Source organism: Natronobacterium haloterrestre (assembly GCF_900112205.1).
In the GTDB taxonomy this organism is placed as follows: domain Archaea; phylum Halobacteriota; class Halobacteria; order Halobacteriales; family Natrialbaceae; genus Natronobacterium; species Natronobacterium haloterrestre.
Genome location: NZ_FOKW01000004.1, coordinates 84,497 through 101,404, shown reverse-complemented (window position 1 = coordinate 101,404; position 16,908 = coordinate 84,497). Strand labels below are relative to the sequence as shown.

Annotated in this window: 18 protein-coding genes; 5 read left to right on the top strand and 13 right to left on the bottom strand. The window is 68.1% G+C overall.

Going from position 1 to position 16,908, the window contains the following annotated elements; translation table 11 throughout:
• Nucleotides 1-213 precede the first annotated feature (213 nt).
• Nucleotides 214-1,188, top strand: coding sequence for an aldo/keto reductase (locus tag BM113_RS09435; RefSeq protein WP_089787400.1), 975 nt, complete (start codon nucleotides 214-216; stop codon nucleotides 1,186-1,188).
• A 36-nt stretch (nucleotides 1,189-1,224) separates the two neighbouring features.
• On the opposite strand, the gene BM113_RS09430 is transcribed toward BM113_RS09435, so the two are convergent.
• Nucleotides 1,225-1,779, bottom strand: a complete 555-nt coding sequence (locus BM113_RS09430; RefSeq protein WP_089787398.1) for a DUF8170 family protein — start codon at nucleotides 1,777-1,779, stop codon at nucleotides 1,225-1,227.
• 169 nt (nucleotides 1,780-1,948) lie between these two features.
• Between BM113_RS09430 and BM113_RS09425 the strand changes: the two genes are divergently transcribed.
• A complete protein-coding gene (locus BM113_RS09425; RefSeq protein ID WP_089787396.1) occupies nucleotides 1,949-2,374 on the top strand; it encodes a winged helix-turn-helix domain-containing protein in 426 nt (141 codons plus the stop codon).
• 73 nt (nucleotides 2,375-2,447) lie between these two features.
• Here the strand turns inward: BM113_RS09425 and BM113_RS09420 are convergent, their stop codons facing one another.
• The 8 genes from BM113_RS09420 to BM113_RS09385 form a co-directional block, all read right to left on the bottom strand.
• The gene (locus tag BM113_RS09420) at nucleotides 2,448-3,170 is read right to left on the bottom strand and encodes an urease accessory protein UreF (RefSeq protein ID WP_089787394.1); all 723 of its coding nucleotides are present in this window, start codon (nucleotides 3,168-3,170) and stop codon (nucleotides 2,448-2,450) included.
• Complete coding sequence (gene ureE, locus BM113_RS09415) at nucleotides 3,154-3,759, bottom strand: urease accessory protein UreE (protein WP_089787392.1); 606 nt, start codon at nucleotides 3,757-3,759, stop codon at nucleotides 3,154-3,156. Before ureE ends, BM113_RS09420 begins: the two co-directional genes overlap by 17 nt.
• Nucleotides 3,759-4,697, bottom strand: coding sequence for an urease accessory protein UreD (locus tag BM113_RS09410; RefSeq protein WP_089787389.1), 939 nt, complete (start codon nucleotides 4,695-4,697; stop codon nucleotides 3,759-3,761). Before BM113_RS09410 ends, ureE begins: the two co-directional genes overlap by 1 nt.
• Nucleotides 4,694-5,314 (bottom strand): urease accessory protein UreG, encoded by a 621-nt coding sequence (gene ureG, locus BM113_RS09405; protein ID WP_089787387.1) that lies wholly within the window; start codon nucleotides 5,312-5,314, stop codon nucleotides 4,694-4,696. The genes BM113_RS09410 and ureG overlap by 4 nt, the downstream gene beginning before the upstream one ends.
• Nucleotides 5,314-5,694, bottom strand: a complete 381-nt coding sequence (locus tag BM113_RS09400; protein WP_089787385.1) for an urease subunit gamma — start codon at nucleotides 5,692-5,694, stop codon at nucleotides 5,314-5,316. The genes ureG and BM113_RS09400 overlap by 1 nt, the downstream gene beginning before the upstream one ends.
• Nucleotides 5,695-5,788: 94 nt before the next feature.
• Nucleotides 5,789-7,495, bottom strand: coding sequence for an urease subunit alpha (gene ureC, locus BM113_RS09395; protein WP_089787383.1), 1,707 nt, complete (start codon nucleotides 7,493-7,495; stop codon nucleotides 5,789-5,791).
• The gene (locus BM113_RS09390; RefSeq protein WP_089787381.1) at nucleotides 7,492-7,902 is read right to left on the bottom strand and encodes an urease subunit beta; all 411 of its coding nucleotides are present in this window, start codon (nucleotides 7,900-7,902) and stop codon (nucleotides 7,492-7,494) included. Before BM113_RS09390 ends, ureC begins: the two co-directional genes overlap by 4 nt.
• A gap of 322 nt (nucleotides 7,903-8,224) precedes the next feature.
• Nucleotides 8,225-9,310 carry a guanosine monophosphate reductase gene (locus tag BM113_RS09385; protein ID WP_089787380.1) on the bottom strand — a complete coding sequence of 362 codons (1,086 nt, stop codon included), beginning with the start codon at nucleotides 9,308-9,310 and terminating at the stop codon, nucleotides 8,225-8,227.
• 246 nt (nucleotides 9,311-9,556) lie between these two features.
• Between BM113_RS09385 and BM113_RS09380 the strand changes: the two genes are divergently transcribed.
• On the top strand, nucleotides 9,557-11,422 hold the full coding sequence (locus BM113_RS09380; protein WP_089787378.1) for a glycoside hydrolase family 15 protein: 1,866 nt from the start codon (nucleotides 9,557-9,559) through the stop codon (nucleotides 11,420-11,422).
• Nucleotides 11,423-11,461: 39 nt separating this feature from the next.
• Here the strand turns inward: BM113_RS09380 and BM113_RS09375 are convergent, their stop codons facing one another.
• Both BM113_RS09375 and BM113_RS09370 read right to left on the bottom strand, forming a co-directional pair.
• On the bottom strand, nucleotides 11,462-12,901 hold the full coding sequence (locus BM113_RS09375; RefSeq protein ID WP_089787376.1) for a cupredoxin domain-containing protein: 1,440 nt from the start codon (nucleotides 12,899-12,901) through the stop codon (nucleotides 11,462-11,464).
• A 210-nt stretch (nucleotides 12,902-13,111) separates the two neighbouring features.
• Nucleotides 13,112-14,140 (bottom strand): NAD(P)/FAD-dependent oxidoreductase, encoded by a 1,029-nt coding sequence (locus BM113_RS09370; protein ID WP_089787374.1) that lies wholly within the window; start codon nucleotides 14,138-14,140, stop codon nucleotides 13,112-13,114.
• Nucleotides 14,141-14,304: 164 nt separating this feature from the next.
• Between BM113_RS09370 and BM113_RS09365 the strand changes: the two genes are divergently transcribed.
• The gene (locus tag BM113_RS09365) at nucleotides 14,305-14,679 is read left to right on the top strand and encodes a winged helix-turn-helix transcriptional regulator (RefSeq protein WP_089787373.1); all 375 of its coding nucleotides are present in this window, start codon (nucleotides 14,305-14,307) and stop codon (nucleotides 14,677-14,679) included.
• A gap of 42 nt (nucleotides 14,680-14,721) precedes the next feature.
• Here the strand turns inward: BM113_RS09365 and msrA are convergent, their stop codons facing one another.
• The gene (gene msrA, locus BM113_RS09360) at nucleotides 14,722-15,255 is read right to left on the bottom strand and encodes a peptide-methionine (S)-S-oxide reductase MsrA (RefSeq protein ID WP_089787371.1); all 534 of its coding nucleotides are present in this window, start codon (nucleotides 15,253-15,255) and stop codon (nucleotides 14,722-14,724) included.
• Between the two features lie 55 nt (nucleotides 15,256-15,310).
• Nucleotides 15,311-16,009, bottom strand: a complete 699-nt coding sequence (locus BM113_RS09355; protein ID WP_089787369.1) for a 2,5-diamino-6-(ribosylamino)-4(3H)-pyrimidinone 5'-phosphate reductase — start codon at nucleotides 16,007-16,009, stop codon at nucleotides 15,311-15,313.
• Nucleotides 16,010-16,145: 136 nt separating this feature from the next.
• Between BM113_RS09355 and udk the strand changes: the two genes are divergently transcribed.
• Complete coding sequence (gene udk, locus BM113_RS09350) at nucleotides 16,146-16,895, top strand: uridine kinase (protein WP_089787367.1); 750 nt, start codon at nucleotides 16,146-16,148, stop codon at nucleotides 16,893-16,895.
• Nucleotides 16,896-16,908: the final 13 nt, after the last annotated feature.

The following is a 16,908-nucleotide window of genomic DNA, read 5'->3' as shown; positions in this document are numbered from 1 at the left end:
GTGGCGGCCGAACGAACGATCAGTCGCGACTGAAGACGCTCTTGATTCGCGAAACGATGCCTCCGTCGTCGTTTCGGTTCGCGTCTCGGTCGTTGTGTTCGTCCGCCATACGTCAGTACTCAATACTGAACTGGCGAACTAAAACGTAACGGAGCGGAGCGACCGATCGCCGGGACACCCATCGTTTTCTACCCGGTCCTCCTACGGCCGTCCATGGAGTACACGACGCTCGGTTCGACCGGCATGGAGGTCAGTCGGATCTGCCTCGGCTGCATGAGCTTCGGCTCGAGCGACTGGCGCGAGTGGGTCCTCGACGAGGAGGAGAGCACGGAGATCATCGAGCGAGCGATCGACCTCGGGATCAACTTCTTCGACACGGCCAACATGTACTCGAAAGGCGAATCCGAGCGGATCCTCGGTGACGCCCTCGAGGGCTACCGCGAGGAGTCGGTCGTCGCGACGAAGGGGTACTTCCAGATGCGCGAGGACGACCCCAACTCGGGCGGGCTCTCGCGGAAGGCCATCGAGCAGGAACTCGCAGCCAGCCGCGAACGGCTGGGGATGGACACGATCGACCTCTACCAGATCCACCGCTGGGACGACGACACGCCGATCGAGACGACGCTTCGGGCACTGGACGACGCCGTCCGTCGGGGCCACGTCCGGTACGTCGGCGCGTCCTCCATGTGCGCCCACCAGTTCGCGGAGTCGCTGTACACCAGCGATCGGCTGGGCCTCGAGCGGTTCGTCACGATGCAGAACCACTACAACCTCGTCTACCGCGAGGAGGAACGGGAGATGCTGCCCCTCTGCGAGAAGGAGGACGTCGGCGTCCTCCCGTGGTCGCCGCTCGCTCGAGGCTTCCTCACGCGTCCACACGAGGAGATCGACGCGACGACCCGCGGCGAGACCGAGGAACACCTGTACGACCACCCCTACCGCGAGGGCGGCGGCCGGGAGATCAACGAGCGCGTCGCCGAACTGGCCGCCGAGAAGGGCGTGACGATGGCCCAGATCGCCCTCTCGTGGTTGTTGCACAAGGACTGGGTCGACGCGCCGATCGTCGGGACGACGAGCGTCGAGCACCTGGAGCAAGCCGTCGAAGCGCTCGAGATCTCGCTGTCGGCCTCGGACATCGCCTACCTCGAGGAGCCCTACGAGCCGGTGCCGGTGTCGGGTCACTCCTGAGCGGGCGTCGGGTCGGGCGAGCGCCGGACGGCCGTGTCAGGGGATCCGTTCGACCGCCTCCAGAAGGTCGTCCTCGGTCCGCCACTCGTAGAGCCGGTCTTCGGCCTCGAGCAACTCGAAGACGGCGTCTTCCATCCAGCCGTAGGGATGGTCCTCGTCGGCGTCGGGATAGGTGCGTTTGAGCACGTAGCTCTTGTCGAAGTACTCCTCGCTGCCGACGAGCAGGCCCTGCTCGACGAGGAAGCCGCTCGGCTCCCGTTCGGCGACGCCGACGACGTGGGTGACCATGTCCGCGAGTAGACAGAACTTCTGGATACCGTTGTCCCAGCCGCCCCGGACGTCGGACATCAGAAAGGCGTACGTGTCCTCCCGGCGCTCGAGGCGGTCGACGACGAGTTCGAGGCGGCGGCGCTGCTCGGGGTCGTAGTTCCCGAGGACGAAGTACGACCGCTCGCGTTCGTACAGCGGCGCAAGGTCGCTCAGGGCCGTAAGCAGTTCCTCGTTGTCGGCCAGGGAGAGTTCCTCGTCCTCGAGACGGTCGGTGACGCTCGTCAGGACGTCGTCGGGAACGGGCGGCGACTCGTCGGTCATGGAGTTACGTTCAGACGGTACGGAAATAGCATTTACCCCACTGGTTCCGTTTCCGAAAGTTTCCGCCGGATCGGGGCTGGTCGAACCGCCAGCCCGCTCGAGAGTAATTTACCCCAGAGTGGTTTACTCCAGGGTAAACTACTTGGCGGTCGGCTCCGTACGTAGCCCCATGAGTACCGACGCGGGCGTCGGTGGGGGATCGAAGACGGAAGCTGAGACCCGCGAACTCCTCCACTTCGTCACACAGGAGACCCGCTTCGCCATCGTGAGCAACATCCTCCAGCACCCGGATCAACTGCCCTCGATGTACGAACTCGAGCAGTTGAACCCGAGCGTGAGCGAGGCGACCGTCTACAAGCACGTCCAGAAGCTGATCGAGGCGGGCATCGTCGAGGAGGTCACCCTGCCCGAAGACGAGCGCCGCCAGGGCTACCCCTGGAAGTTCTACGGTCTGACCGACGAGGGCCGGGCGTTCCTCGAGGCGCACAACCTGCTCGAGGCCGAGGAGACGCTCCAGCGGATCTACGAGACGATCTCGGACAAGCCGGAGAAGATGATCAAATACGAGAACGCGCCGCGGCCGGACCGCGAGTGACGGCGTCGCCCGCGATCTCCGGCTATCGGAAACGGAATCGGAAATCTCCGCCAACGAACCCGGAAACGGAAACTCAACTCATGAACAGCCGCCGGCCCGCCCGTTCGTGGCGCATGCCCATGATCTCCGCGAGCGGCGCGAACGAGGCCATCGCGGTCGGTTCGTCGTCGACGTGTCGCGTACACACCTCGGCGATGACCGGCTCGAGCGCCTCGAGCACGGCCTGGATCTCCGTGTGGCCGAACCGGCCGAGCCGCTGGGCCGCGCCGAGCAGCCCCGTGACGAACGAGTACGCGTGGGAGAGACACGCCTGGCGTCGCGAGAGGCCACGTCGCTGTGCGACGACGCCGTAGACGACCGGGTAGTGGCCGGGCGTGGCGTCGGTCGCGACCGCGTCGGCGAACGCGTTCTCGAGGTCGCCGTTTCCGTCCCCGTCGGTCGTGTCGCCCACCAGTAACTCGCAGAGTTTCGCCCCCGCTTTCGTCGAACTCTCGCGGAACTCTCGGGGCATCGTCACCGCGTGGAGCCGTTCGTCGACCGCGAGCAGGGCCTCGAGATCGCCAGCCCCGCTCGCGGCGTGTGCGTTCGCCAGCGCGACGGTTTCGCAGGGACCGACGATCCGCCGGAGGTAGGCCGCGAGCAGTTCCCGGAGGTCGTCGCCGTCCTCGATCCGGCCCTCGTTGACGTATTGCTCGAGGCCGTAGGAGGCGGTGTAGCCGCCGACTGGCAGGAACGAGTCCGAGAGGCGAAGCGCGGTCAGGAACGCCCCCGCGTCGGGGTCAGGGGTCGTGGTCATGGTGGGTGTGTGAGTGGTCGCCGTCGCCGTGATCGTGGTCGTGGGTGTGCTCGTGCCCGTGTTCGTGCCCACCGCCATGGTCGTACCCTGCCTTCGCTCCGTCGGCGTCCGTGACGAACAGATCCGCCTCCACGGTCGTCTCGCCGACCGCCGATCCCGGAACCACGTCCGCCACCACCCGCTCGACGATGTGGCGGTCGGCCGCGAGCGGGACGTACGCCACGCCGTCCTCGACCGCCAGATCCCAGTGCTGGTTGCCGATCCGGTGGCCGAGTTCGACCGCCGCCTCGAGCCGTTCGTCGGTCGCCGGAGGGAGGTCGACGGCGAGGACGTCCCGGGGTTCGAACGCGACGACGATCATCCGCTCGTCAGTGAGGAAGAGGACGTCCCCCGCCGATACCGCGGCGCGATCGACCACGACGCCGACGTCCGTCCCGGCGTCGGTCGTCGCCCGGAACCGCGACCGGCGGCGCTCGTCCGCGTCGACGACGACCCGCTCGAGCGTGCCCCGCTCGTCGTGGGCGTCGCGGGCCGCCGCGAGGTCGTCGTCGGCGTGGACGTTGCCGACGATGCCGTCGATTCGCTCCATCAGTATCGCCGGTCGGCGGGTGCGCCGACCCCCAGCAGGGTTCGCCGCGCGGCGTCCCACGCGGCCCGAAGCGTTTCGGTCACGTCCGCCTCGCGGCGGCCGAGCAGCCGGACGATCACCCCGGACTCGAGGGGGAGCGTCGAGACGCCGGCCTCCACGGCGTCGCGGTCGCGATCCGGGAGCCGGTCGCGGACGTCCGCGAGGAGCCCGTCGACGCTCGAGGGAGGCGCGAAGACGTACAGCGAGCCGACGACGCCGCCCTCGCCGACGCTTGCGGGGTCCCGCGGGTCGCGCTCGTCGGGTCGGAGGTCGACGGCGTCGGCACAGACCAGTCGCCCGTCGCGTTCGGCCTCGAGGCGCGCGTGGTAGTGGTCGAAACCGAACGGTTCGTGATCGCTCAACCCGTCCGGGACGAGGACGTCGGCGACGACGGCGCAGGCGTCCTCGGCGAGGTCGACCGTCACGGTCTGGAGACAGCGCGCGCCCTCGTTGACGATCGTCGCTCCGGGGAGGTACTCGAGGTAGCCGCCGGACTCGACCCGCAAGGTGGCGTCGAGATGGGCGTAGTTGTCGGTCATGCTGTGGACCTTCGTCGCGCTCTGGGTCGTCACGTGAGCGCGGGCGTCGGCTCGAGCGTCCAGCGCGATCCGGTGGCGATCCCCCTGGGCGACGCCGCCGGTCGGCTCCTGGGCGACCAGGGTCGTCAGTCCCGGCGCGGGGTCGGTCTCGAGGGTGCCAGTCAGGTGGTACGGGACCGCGACCCGATCCCGGACGAGCCGGGTCGGGCCGTCTCCGCGGCGGGCGAAGGTGGCCTCGAGCAGGCCGTTCTTTCCGGGGCCGGCGGCGGGGGCCTGTGCGAGCGGTTCGTCGGCGTAGGCCTCGAAGGCGGGCGGGATCGGCGGGCGGTCGGCCGCTGCAGGACGCGAATCGGTGCTCACGCGAACAGCACCTCCCGTTCGACGTGCTCGAGGACGGCGTCGACGCCCGCCCCGTCCTTGCAGTTCGTGAAGACGAACGGGTCGTCCCCTCGAACGGCCGCCGCGTCGTCCTCGATCACCTCGAGGTCGGCGTCCACGTGGGGCGCGAGGTCGGTCTTGTTGACCACGAGCAGATCGGCCTGGGTGACGCCGGGCCCTCGCTTGCGGGGGATGTCCTCGCCTTCCGCGACCGAGATGACGAACAGGAAGTAGTCCGCGAGTTCGGGGTTGAACGTCGCGGCGAGGTTGTCGCCGCCGCTCTCGACGAGGACGACGTCGAGGTCGGGGTGGCGCTCGGTGAACTCGTCGATCTTCGCGAGGTTCATCGAGGGGTCCTCCCGGATGCCGGTGTGCGGACACGCCCCCGTCTCGACGCCCGCGACGAGGTCGGGGGCCAGCAGGTCCGCGAACGACTCCCGGAAGACGTCGGCGTCCTCCTGGGTCATGATGTCGTTGGCGATGACGCCGACCTCGTAGTCACGAGCGACGAGTTCGGGGACGAGCCGTTCGACGAGCGCCGTCTTCCCGGAGCCGACGGGGCCGCCGAGGCCGACCTTGGCGACGTCTCGGTACCCCATCAGCGGCTCCCCTCCGTCTCGAGGTCCGCATCCGGGGCCGGATCGGCCGTCTCGAGTTGGCCCGGGTCGTCGGCCCGGATCGGGTCGTGGATGGTGACGAGTTTCGTGCCGTCCGGGAAGACGGGCTCGACCTGTATCATGTCGACCAGTTCCGGGACGCCCTCCATGACGTCCTCGCGGGTGAGCAGTCGTGTCGCCTCCGAGCGGATCCGCGAGACGGATTTCCCCTCGCGGGCGGCCTCGCAGGCCCAGTCGGAGATGTACGCGACCGTCTCGGGGTGATTGAGTTTCACGCCCCGGTCCTTCCGCCGGCGGGCGAGTTCGGCCGCCATGAACACCGTGAGTCGTTCCATCTCCTTCGGGGAGAGGTTCATACCCATCGGCTCACCCCCGCGCGGTGGCTCGAGCGAGCGGGTGGTCGGCTCGTCGGTGCTGGTACGTCCGTGGTGGGTGTGGTGTGGTACATGATCGGAGTCAGAGCAGGTATCGCTGTGCGAGCGGCACTTCCGCTGCCGGGTCACAGGTGACGTGTTCGCCGTCGACTTTCACTTCGAACGTCTGGGCGTCGATCTCGATGTCGTCCGGGCAGTGGTCGTTGTGTAGCATGTCGGACTTCCGGACCTCCCGCGTGTCGCTGACCGGCCGGACCGGCGTCTCGAGGTCGTAGGCCTCGCCCACGTCGTTCTCGCTCGCCGCGTCGCTGACGAACGTCACCGAGAGGCCGTGTCTCGCCCGACCCTGTGCGCCGGCCCGTTCGCGGCCGAGTACCGGTTCGCAGGTCATCAGCGAGCCGTTCGCCTCCCCCATCTGCGACCAGACCGGGAACCCGCCCTTGAGGACGACCTCCGGTTTGATCCCGAAGAAGCCGGGCTCCCAGAGGACGACGTCCGCGAGCTTTCCGGGCTCGAGCGAGCCGACGTAGTCGTCGATCCCGGCGGTGATCGCCGGGTTGATCGTGTACTTGGCGACGTAGCGTTCGATGCGGGCGTTGTCCGCGTTCGTCCCCTCGTCGGCCGGCAGGGGCCCGCGCTGGCCCTTCATCTTGTGGGCGGTCTGCCACGTGCGGCTGATGACCTCCGCCATGCGTCCCATCGCCTGGGAGTCGGAGGTCATCATGCTGATCGCGCCGGTGTCGTGGAGCACGTCCTCCGCGCCGATGGTCTCCGCCCGGATCCGGGACTCGGCGAACGCGACGTCCTCGGGGACGTCGGGGTTGAGGTGATGACAGACCATCACCATGTCCAGGTGCTCGTCGAACGTGTTCTCGGTGTAGGGCATCGACGGGTTCGTCGAGGACGGCAGCATGTGCTCGTGGCCGATCAACTCGAGGACGTCCGGCGCGTGACCGCCGCCGGCGCCCTCGATGTGGAACGTGTGGATCGCGCGCCCGTCGATCGCATCGAACGTGTGCTCGACGAAGCCCGACTCGTTGAGCGTGTCCGTGTGGATACAGACCTGGACGTCTTCCTCGTCGGCGACCTCGAGGCAGGTGTCGATCGCGGCGGGCGTCGACCCCCAGTCCTCGTGGAGTTTCATGCCGCACGCGCCGGCCTCGATCTGTTCGCGTAGCGCCGCGGGCCGACTGCTGTTGCCCTTGCCGTAGAGGCCGACGTTGACGGGCCACGCCTCGGCGGCTTGCAGGAACCGTTTGACGTTCTCGGGTCCGGGCGTGCAGGTCGTCGCGCCGCCGCCGAAGCCGCCGCCAAGCATCGTCGTCACGCCGGAGCCGAGGGCGTGATCGACGAGTTGCGGGCTGTTGAAGTGGACGTGAATGTCGAGCGCGCCGGGCGTCGCGATCAGCCCGTCGCCGGGGATCGTGTCCGTGCTCGGGCCGATCACCATATCGACGCCGTCCATGGTATCGGGGTTGCCGGCCTTCCCGACGCCGGCGATCTCCCCGTTTCGGACGCCGATGTCGCCCTTGCGGACGCCGAGGACGGGGTCGACGATCACGGCGTTCGTCACGGCCCAGTCGAGGGCTCCCTCGGCCTGCGTAACGCCGGACTGCATTCCCATCCCGTCCCGCATCGTCTTCCCGCCGCCGAAGACGGCCTCCTCGCCCGGGACGGCGTGGTCGCTTTCGATCCTCGCGAACAGGTCCGTATCGCCGAGCCGTAGCCGGTCGCCCTCGGTAGCCCCGAACAGGTCGGTGTACTCCGACCGGGGGAGGTCGCGGCTCACGGACGGTCGCCTCCGCTCGTATCAGGCTCCGACTCCGCGATGTAGCCCCGTTCTCGAGCCCGTTCCAGCGCTCGCTCTTTCACGGCGTCGTCGTCGAGTTCGCCCTCGACGAGGCCGGCCATCCCGCGGACGATACGGTCGCCGCCGATCGCGACGAGGTCGACGTCGCGTTCGACGCCGGGTTCGAACCGGACCGCCGTTCCGGCGGGAACGTCCAGTCGCATCCCGTAGGCCGACTCGCGGTCGAACTCGAGGCCGGGGTTGACCTCGAAGAAGTGAAAGTGCGAGCCGACCTGGACCGGTCGATCGCCGGTGTTCTCGACGGTGACGGTCGCCGTCGGTCGCCCCTCGTTGATCCGGACCGGGTCGCCTGCGGGGTCAAGTTCTCCCGGCACGAGGTTCGTCATCCCACCACCGCGCCGACCGGGCGGTCGGCACCCTCGAGTCTGATATGTGTCATCATGACCCGGGATAAGGAGACGAACGATGTAAGTACTCCACTGCGCGCCAATACTTGCCCAGCGGATCTCCGATTCGTGTTATTCCGTCCAGAAATAGCTCGTCCTTCTCGGCATTCCTCCTGTCACTCCTCCTGATCGGCGTGTGTGTCGGTCGAATGGACACCCTCGAGAGCGCGTGGCCGGGGACAGCGGTCCCGACCGGGACGCTCGATCAGGACGGGGCGACTCGGGACTCGGCCACTGCGAAACGGGAGGGCCGTGAACGCGGTCAGTCGTCGGCGTTCGTCGCCGCCTCGCCGACGCTATCGACGCTGACGGTCTCCCACTCGTCGTCGGTGTGTGCACCTTCGCGTTCCTGGGCGCTGGCCGCGACGCGGATGAACTCCGCGTTCTCGCGGGCCGCGGGGATCGTGTGCCCGCCGCAGTACGAGAGGCCGGACCGGATACCTGCACAGAACTCCTCGGCGACGTCCGCCGCGGGTCCCTTGTACGGCGTCAGCCCCTCGACGCCCTCGTCGGCGTCGACGTTTTCGGGCTTGTCGTCGCGGTCCTCGGCGGCCGCCGTCGTCGCCATCCCGCGGGATCGCTTGTACCTGACGCCGTCGACCGTGACGATCTCGCTGGGTGCCTCGTCGGTCCCCGCGAAGAGACTGCCCATCATCACCGTGTCCGCGCCGGCCATCAGGGCCTTGACCGCGTCCCCCGAGGTCCGGATCCCGCCGTCCGCGACGACGGTAATGCCCAGATCCCGCGCGACCTCGGCGCAGTCGTCGATCGCGGTCAACTGCGGGACGCCTGCCCCTGCGACCTTCCGGGTCGTACAGTGCGATCCCGGGCCGATCCCCACCTTGACGCTGTCGGCACCCGCTTCGTAGAGGTCCTCGACGCCGTCCGGCGTCGCCACGTTGCCCGCGATCAGTTCGGCATCCGGAAACTCCGATCGGAGCTCCGCCGTCGCATCGAGCGCCCGCTCGAGGTGGCCGTGGGCGACGTCGACGACGATCGCCGATGCGCCGGCCTCGAGCAGCGCCGCCGTCCGGTCGACGTAATCCTCGTTGATGCCGACGGCCGCCGTGACGGGGTGACCGACGTCGGCGACCGTCTCGACTTCCGCGGCCTGCTCGTCGACCGTGAGGAACCGGTGGATCGTCCCGATCCCGCCGCTCTCGGCGATCGCGATCGCGAGTTCGCTCTCCGTAACGGTGTCCATCGCCGCCGAAACCAGCGGCGTCTCGAGTTCGATGTTCGGCGTGAGGTTCGTAGAGAGATCGACGTCGCTGCGGCTATCGACGGGCGATCGTTGCGGAACCAGCAGTACGTCTCCGTAACTGAGTCCCGTCCTGAGTTCGTTCATGACCCTCAAAAAAGAGGTTGTCTACGAAAATAAATTCGTCGGATTTCTGCCCCATTGGTCGGTCGTTCCGGTCGGGACACCGAAAGGGCTCGGCGCGGCGACTGCGTGCTCTCGCCTTTCCGGACGTTCAGTTCGGGCACAGGAGGGGTTCGCCTTTTTGCTGTTCGTCGTCGAACCCGACGACATGTCCCGATCCGCCCCTCGATCGCTTCGCGTTCGACGTCCCCGTCGTACCGGGTGGTATCGATGACTGACTCCGAAGCGTACCCGCCGATCGAATCCTACGGCGTCGTCGGGAACCTCGAGACGTGTGCGCTCGTCGGGCCGGACGGGTCGATCGACTGGTTCCCGTTTCCACATCTCGAGTCGCCGACGATCTTCGCGGCGATCCTGGATCACGACCGCGGCGGCCGGTTTCGGGTGGCACCCACCGACGCCTTCGAGTCGGAACGTCGGTACGTCGGCGACACGAACGTCCTCGAGACGACCTTCCGCACCGAAGGCGGCACGGCGACGGTGACGGACTTCATGCCGCCGGCCGGTCGAGTCGACGACCCGAAGAAGGTACTCTACCGGAAGGTCGCCTGCACGGAGGGACGGGCCGAACTCGAGGTCGACCTCGAGCCGCGGTTCGACTACGGGCGCGCGGAGCCGACGATCGAACCCGTCGAGGATGGAGTCGGGGTTCTCGCCGCGGGCGCGGAGGAACGGGTCCTGCTCGAGGCGCCGACCGACCTCGCGACCGAGGACGGCCGGATCGCCGGCGACCTGTCGCTCGAGGCGGGGGAAGACGCCTGGTTCCTGCTGCGGTGTACGGGAGCCGAGGACGCGAGCACCGACCCGGAGGCCGCGCTCGAGGGGACGATCCGGTTCTGGACCGACTGGGCGCACACCTGCGGGGCGGACGACTGCACGTTCGCGGGCCCGTGGCACGACGAGGTCGTTCGCTCCGAACTCGTCCTGAAGCTCCTGACTCACGCCGAGTCCGGCGCGATCGCGGCCGCGCCGACGGCGTCACTGCCCGAGGACGTCGGCGGCGTCCGCAACTGGGACTACCGGTTCAACTGGCTGCGCGACGCCGGGTTCACCGTCCAGGCGCTGCTGAACCTCGGTACGGCCGACGAGGCCAACGACTACTTCGACTGGTTCATGGACCTGTGCCAGGCGGACGAGCCGGCGGCGATCCAGCCCCTGTACGGCCTCCACGGCGAGTCCGACCTCGAGGAGCGGGAACTGACCCACCTCGAGGGGTATCGCGGATCGCGACCCGTCCGGATCGGCAACGGGGCCGTCGAGCAACGCCAACACGACGTCTACGGCGAACTTCTGCTCGCGGTCGACGAAATGTGCCGTCACGGGCGAACGCTCGCGGACGACGAGTGGGCGCGGATCCGCGACATCGTCGAGTACGTCCGCGAGGTCTGGGCCGAGCCGGACGCGGGCATCTGGGAGGTCCGGGGCGGCGACCGCCACTTCGTCCACTCGAAGGTCCTGTGCTGGGCCGCGCTCGACCGGGGAATCGCGATCGCGACCGACGGGGACCTCGACGCGCCGCTGGACGCCTGGCGGGAAACGCGCGCGGAGATCCGGACCGAAGTTCTCGAGCGCGGGTACGACGAGGATCTCGGTGCGTTCGTCCAGTCCTACGGGTCCGACGCCCTCGACGCGACGGCCCTGCTGTTCCCGATCGTCGGCTTCCTGCCGTTCGACGACGACCGGATCCAGGGGACGATCGAGGCGATCGAGGCGGAACTGGTCGCGGACGACGTCTTCGTGTCCCGCTACGACGGCGACGACGGCCTGCCGGGCGAGGAGGGAGCGTTCGTGCTCTGTTCCTGCTGGTTGATCGACGCGCTCGCGCTCTCGGGTCGGGTCGCGGAAGCGACCTCCCGGTTCGGGACGTTGCTCGAGTACGCGAACCCGCTCGGCCTCGTCGCGGAGGAACTCGACCCCGAGAGCGGCGCCCATCTCGGGAACTACCCCCAGGCGTTCAGCCACATCGGGATCGTCAACAGCGCCCTCTACCTCGGCTACGTCCGGGGATACGAGACCCCGGGGCCCGCGCCGATGGGGATCCGACTCGGGGAGCCGGTCCCGGACCTCGAGGAGTGAGCCGGTTCTCCGGTCGCGGTCGGCTTCAGCCCTCTGTCTTCAGTCCTCGACCTCGATCGACCCCCGCATGGTCCCGGGATGGACCTGGCAGTAGTACTCAGACATCTCCGCGGTCGCCGTGACCGTGACCGTCTGGGTCGCCCCTTCCTCGCCCAGCAACTCCGACGCCTGCAGGTCCGACCCGCCCTCGTCTTCGATCGAGAAGTTGTGCTGGAGGCCGTCGGCGTTCTCCCAGGTCAGTTCGTACTCGGTCCCCGCCTCGAGCCGGAGCGTCGGGTTCTCCTCGCCCGCGATGGCGTCGGGAGCCACACCCTGCCAGGCGGAGGCATCGCCGAGCAGTTGGAAGTCGGCCCCCGCGTCGTCTCCGTCCTGCTCGTCGGGTTCGTCCCTCCCGTCGGGATACTCCCAGTCCTGGAACGGGGCGTCGACGAGTTCCTCCTGTTCCCACATCGCGTGGATGAACGGCTGCGTCTCGCCGTTCGGTAGCTCCATCGCCGTCGGAACCGGGTCGTAGACCGGGCCCTCGGGCGTCGGCCTGATCGGCAGGACGACGCCGTGAGTGTGGTGGATCCGGCCGGCGATCGTCTCGTCCGGCGCGAGCGGCAGCTCCTCGTCCAGCACCATCCGGTAACGTTCGTCGCGCACCGTCTGAGTCGTCATGAAGTGGATGAGGCGGAACCCGTCCTCGGTGGCCACCTCTCCGTTGACCACCACGTCGCCGACCCCCCACGACGCGCCGTGGGTATACACCTCCGGCAACAGCGGCGAGCCGGTCCCCGAGATCCCGTGGAGCCAACCGCCCGTCAGGACGCCGCCGCCGGTCTCGTAGCCCGGGATCGGCGGCTGGACGACGTGGTCCTGTCTGAGTTCGTACTCGTTGCCCGCCGGGTCGGTGAACCGCGCCTCGAGTTCGACGGAATCCGTCGTGGCGTCGGGTCCGCCGGGGAGATCGTACGGCTGTCGGTCTCGATAGGTGATCTCGAACGCGCCGCTGGTGACTTCCGCCTCGTCGCTGTACAGCGTCGGTTCGGTGAACCGCTCCTGGGCGATCCCGTCCTCGTTCTCGTCCTCGTCCTCGATGGGTTCGCGGGCCGCCTCCGGCGCGGCCACGAGCGGCGGGAGGTCCTCGAGCAACTGCGGGATCGCGTCGCCGAGCGGTTCGGGGAACCCCTTTGCCTGTTCGATCCGCGACTCGAGCAGGGCGCTTCCGCGCCGTGGGTTCTCGGGGGTGCCGAAGACCTGCGGACTCAACCGTCGTTCACCCGGCAACACCCAGTAGAAGGCGTTCCCCGGCTCCTGTCGGGCCGTGACTTCCCGGCTGGGTTCACGGAGTTCGTCGCCGTCGGTCTCCCGGTGTTCGTCCAGTCGGTTCCCTCTCGCTTCCGCTCGTCCCGCCAGCGCCCCGACTGTCGCCGTGCCGCCGGCCGCCAGCAGGGCCCGTCGTGCCACGCCGCGGTTCGATTCGTTATCGTCTGTCATTTGCTACCACGGAGGTCGGTGAGGAGGTCCGAGGAAGAAAGGCGACAATCGTTGTTGCGCGATAGCTACCCATTCACACAACGTTTTAGTAGGTGGTCTCACCGACCCCCGCTGGGCTCCGCGACGTCTGCCGTCCGCCCGGAGGCCTAACTCGACGTTACCGAGTGTATCACCTGGTTTCGTACTGGCTGAAGCGACCGTCGGATCTGCTCAGTCGCCTTCCGCCGACGCGTGCGCGTTCGCTCGCTGTCGCAGATCAGGTGCGATGGCGGGGACGTCCTCTGGACCGACCGCGCCTTCCGCCTCGAGTTCCGCGAGCGACTTCGGGAACTCCCGGAGGTTCTTGTGGATCGCGATGCCCGCCTTCGCGCCCTGGCCCATCGCGACGGGGATCTGATTGTGGCCGGGCGTCAGGTCGCCGACGGCGTAGAGCCCGTCGACCGACGTGCGGCCGTGGTCGTCCACCGCAACCGTGCCGTCGTCGTTCAGTTCCGCGCCGAGCGACGCCGCGAGCCCGTCGTTGTAGTCCGAGCCGTACATCGCGAACCCGCCGGCGTACTCCCTTACCGAGCCGTCCGCGAACTCGAGCGCCTCGAGCCAGCCGTCCTCGCCGTTCCGGACGCCGGTGACCTCCTCGCGGACGACGTCGACGGGGTGGTTCTCGAGCAGCGTCGCGGTCTCGTCGCTCCAGGTCGGGTCGTCGTCCCGCAACAGCAGATCGACGTCGTCGGTGAAGTTCAGCATGATCATCGCCACGTAGGCGGCGCTGTCTCCGTGGCCCATCACGTAGACCGACTCGTCGACGAACATGTAGGCGTCACAGTGGAGGCAGTAGTGCAGGCCGCGGCCGGTGCGGGGTAGCGGCGGCTCCGGGCGACCGTCGGAGAAACCGGTCGCGAGCACGACTCGGTCGGCGACGGCCGTCCCCTCCGTCGTCTCGAGCACGAACTCGTCGTCGCGCCGGTCGACGCCGGTCACGAACTCCTGGCGGTAGTCCGCGCCGTACGACCGTAGCTGGTCGACGGCCGTCTCGAGGAACTCGGCGCCCGAGACCGACTCGGGAACGCCGATGACGTTGTGGGTCTCCTGCATCATCGCGGCGCGACCGCCGCCACGGTCGAAGACCGCGGTCTCGTGGCCGAGTCGGGTCGCGTACAGTGCGGTCGTCAGTCCGGCCGGTCCGCCGCCGACCACGGCGACTTCGTACCGGCGCTCGTCGGGGATGGATGGCGTCGTCATTGATGGTTTCTTCTCGTAACCGGATTACGGCTCGTAAGTGATAAACTCGAGCCAACCGGCGCCACACCGGGTTACGAACCGGTAACCGGGTTCGCCGGAAGCTATTGCTCGGTAAGTGGATTACGTGAGGTAACGTTAAATCCGTCAGCCCCGTTGGGTGACCCATGACTGAACCGACTGACGACCTTCAGGTCTGGTGTGCGGGAGAGGACTGGTGTCCCGTCACCGCCACCGCGACGCTGATCGGCAAGAAGTGGCACCCGGTGATCGTCCAGCGACTGCTCGCGAACGGCCCGCTCGGATTCAACGCGTTGCAGGAGGAAGTCGGCGGCATCTCGAGCAAGGTGCTCTCGGAGGTGCTCGACGACCTCGAGGAGAAGCGACTGGTCGACCGCGAGATCGTCAACGAGAAACCGGTCCGGGTCGAGTACTCGCTGACCGACCTGGGCGAATCGCTCGAACCGGTGATCGAAGCGATGACCGAGTGGGGGAAAGAACACCTTTCGGAGGCGTCCGACCCGGACGGGTCGCTCGCGTAACTCGTCGAACGACCGATCGGCACCGACGCCGCGACGGCCCGACTACTCGCTTGCCGTAACCTTCCCGTCGAACTTCTCGCGGACCTTCTCGACTTTCGGGGCCGCGTGCATCGTACAGTAGGCGTCGTTGGGGTTCTTCTCGAAGTAGTTCTGGTGGTACTCCTCGGCCTCGTAGAACGTCTCGAGCGGCTCGATCTCGGTCACGATCCCCTCGTAGAGACCCTCGTTCTCGAGTTCCTCGGCGAACCGCCGGGCGGTCTCGAGTTGGTCCTCGTCGTGAGCGTAGATCGCGGAGCGGTACTGCGAGCCGACGTCGGGACCCTCGCGGTCCTTCGTCGTGGGGTCGTGGATCGTGAAGAAGACCTCGAGCAGGTCCTCGTAGGCGACGGCCTCGGGGTCGTACTCGAGCTGGACGACCTCCGCGTGGCCGGTCTTGCCGGAACAGACCTCCTCGTAGGTCGGGTCCTCGACGTGGCCGCCGGCGTAGCCGGAGGTCACCGATTCGACGCCCTCGAGTTCCTCGAAGGCCGCTTCGACACACCAGAAACAGCCGCCGCCGAACGTGGCGCGTTCCATGCTCGAGTGGACGGGCCCGGCGAGGAAAGATGTGACGGGACGTCGCGGGAAGCGGTCAGGGTTCGCTCCCGTCGTTCGTCGTCGTGTCCGGCTCCACCCGCCAGCTCAGCAGGACGCCCTCGTCGATCCGTTCGACGTCCTCGAGTGCGAGCCGGGGGAACTCCTCGACGAATCCCTCGCCGTCGGCCAGCGTCGGCGCGTCGCGGCCGCCGATCACTTTCGGCCCGACGAAGGCCCGGAGTTCGTCGACCAGCCCCGCCTCGAACAGCGAGAAGATGAGTTCGCCGCCGCCCTCGACCATGAGCCGTTCGAGCCCCGCCTCCTGCAACGCCGCGAAGGCGGGCAGGAGGTCGACCCGCTCCTCCCCGGCGGTCACGAGTTCCGTGGCCGGTCGCTCGGACAGCGCCAGCCGGCGGTCGACCGGTGCGGCCTCGCTCACGCAGACGTAGGTGGTCGCCGCGTCGTTGACGACCTCGGCGTCCGGCGGGGTGCGAGCCCTCGAGTCGACGACCACTCGCGCGGGGTTTCCGGGCTTGCCGGCTTCGCGTCGCCGCTCCCGCCGCTCGGCGTCCTTGACCGTGAGACTCGGATCGTCGGCGAGAACGGTCCCGACCCCGACGACGACGGCGTCGCTGTCGGCCCGGAGCCGGTCGACCCGGTCGAAGTCGGCCTCGCCGCTGATGGCGATCTGTTCGCGCCGCCTCGAGGAGAGCTTGCCGTCCGCACTCACGGCGGCGTTGACGACGACGTGCATACCGAGGGCTGCGCACGAACGATAAAGAAGGCACCGCGTTCGCGCTCCGACGGCCGCGCGCCCGACCCGCGCGCCCGACCCGCGAGACCGACCGCGTTTCAGGGGATTGATTACGGCCCGTACCCAGGCTCGAGTGATGAGTATCCCGTCGTTCGTCATCGGGATCGCCGGGGGCACGGGGGCCGGCAAGACCACCGTGGCGCGGACGCTCGCCGAGGAGGTCGGCGAACCCGTCACCCGGATCCCGCTTGATAACTACTACGAAGACCTCTCCCACCTCGAGTACGAGGAACGCGCCGAGGTCAACTACGACCACCCCTCCGCGTTCGAGTGGGAACTGCTCCGCGAGCAACTGGACACGCTGTTGATGGGCCAGCCAATCGAGATGCCCCAGTACGACTTCGAGATCCACAACCGCAAGGACGAGCGCGTGACCGTCGAGCCGACGGACGTGATCGTCGTCGAGGGCATCTTCTCGCTGTACGACGAGGAGATCCTCGACATGCTCGACCTGCGGATCTACGTGATGACCGACGCCGACGTCCGCATCCTGCGCCGGATCGAGCGCGACGTCGTCGACCGCGGCCGGGACCTCGAGGGCGTCATGGACCAGTACCTGGAGACGGTCAAGCCGATGCACGAGCAGTTCGTCGAACCGACGAAGAAGAACGCGGACGTCATCATCCCCGAGGGGGCAAACCGGTCGGCCCTGGAGTTGCTGCTCGAGAAGATCGACGCCGAACTGACCGACGACGAGGGTGGCGAGCGCGAACTGGAAGGGGAAACGGAACTGGAACTGGACCTCGATCGTGGCCTCGGCCGCGACCGCGAGCGGGACGAGGACCGCGAGGGCGACGCGATCATCGACGGTTCGTCGACGAACTGACCCCAGTCGGTCG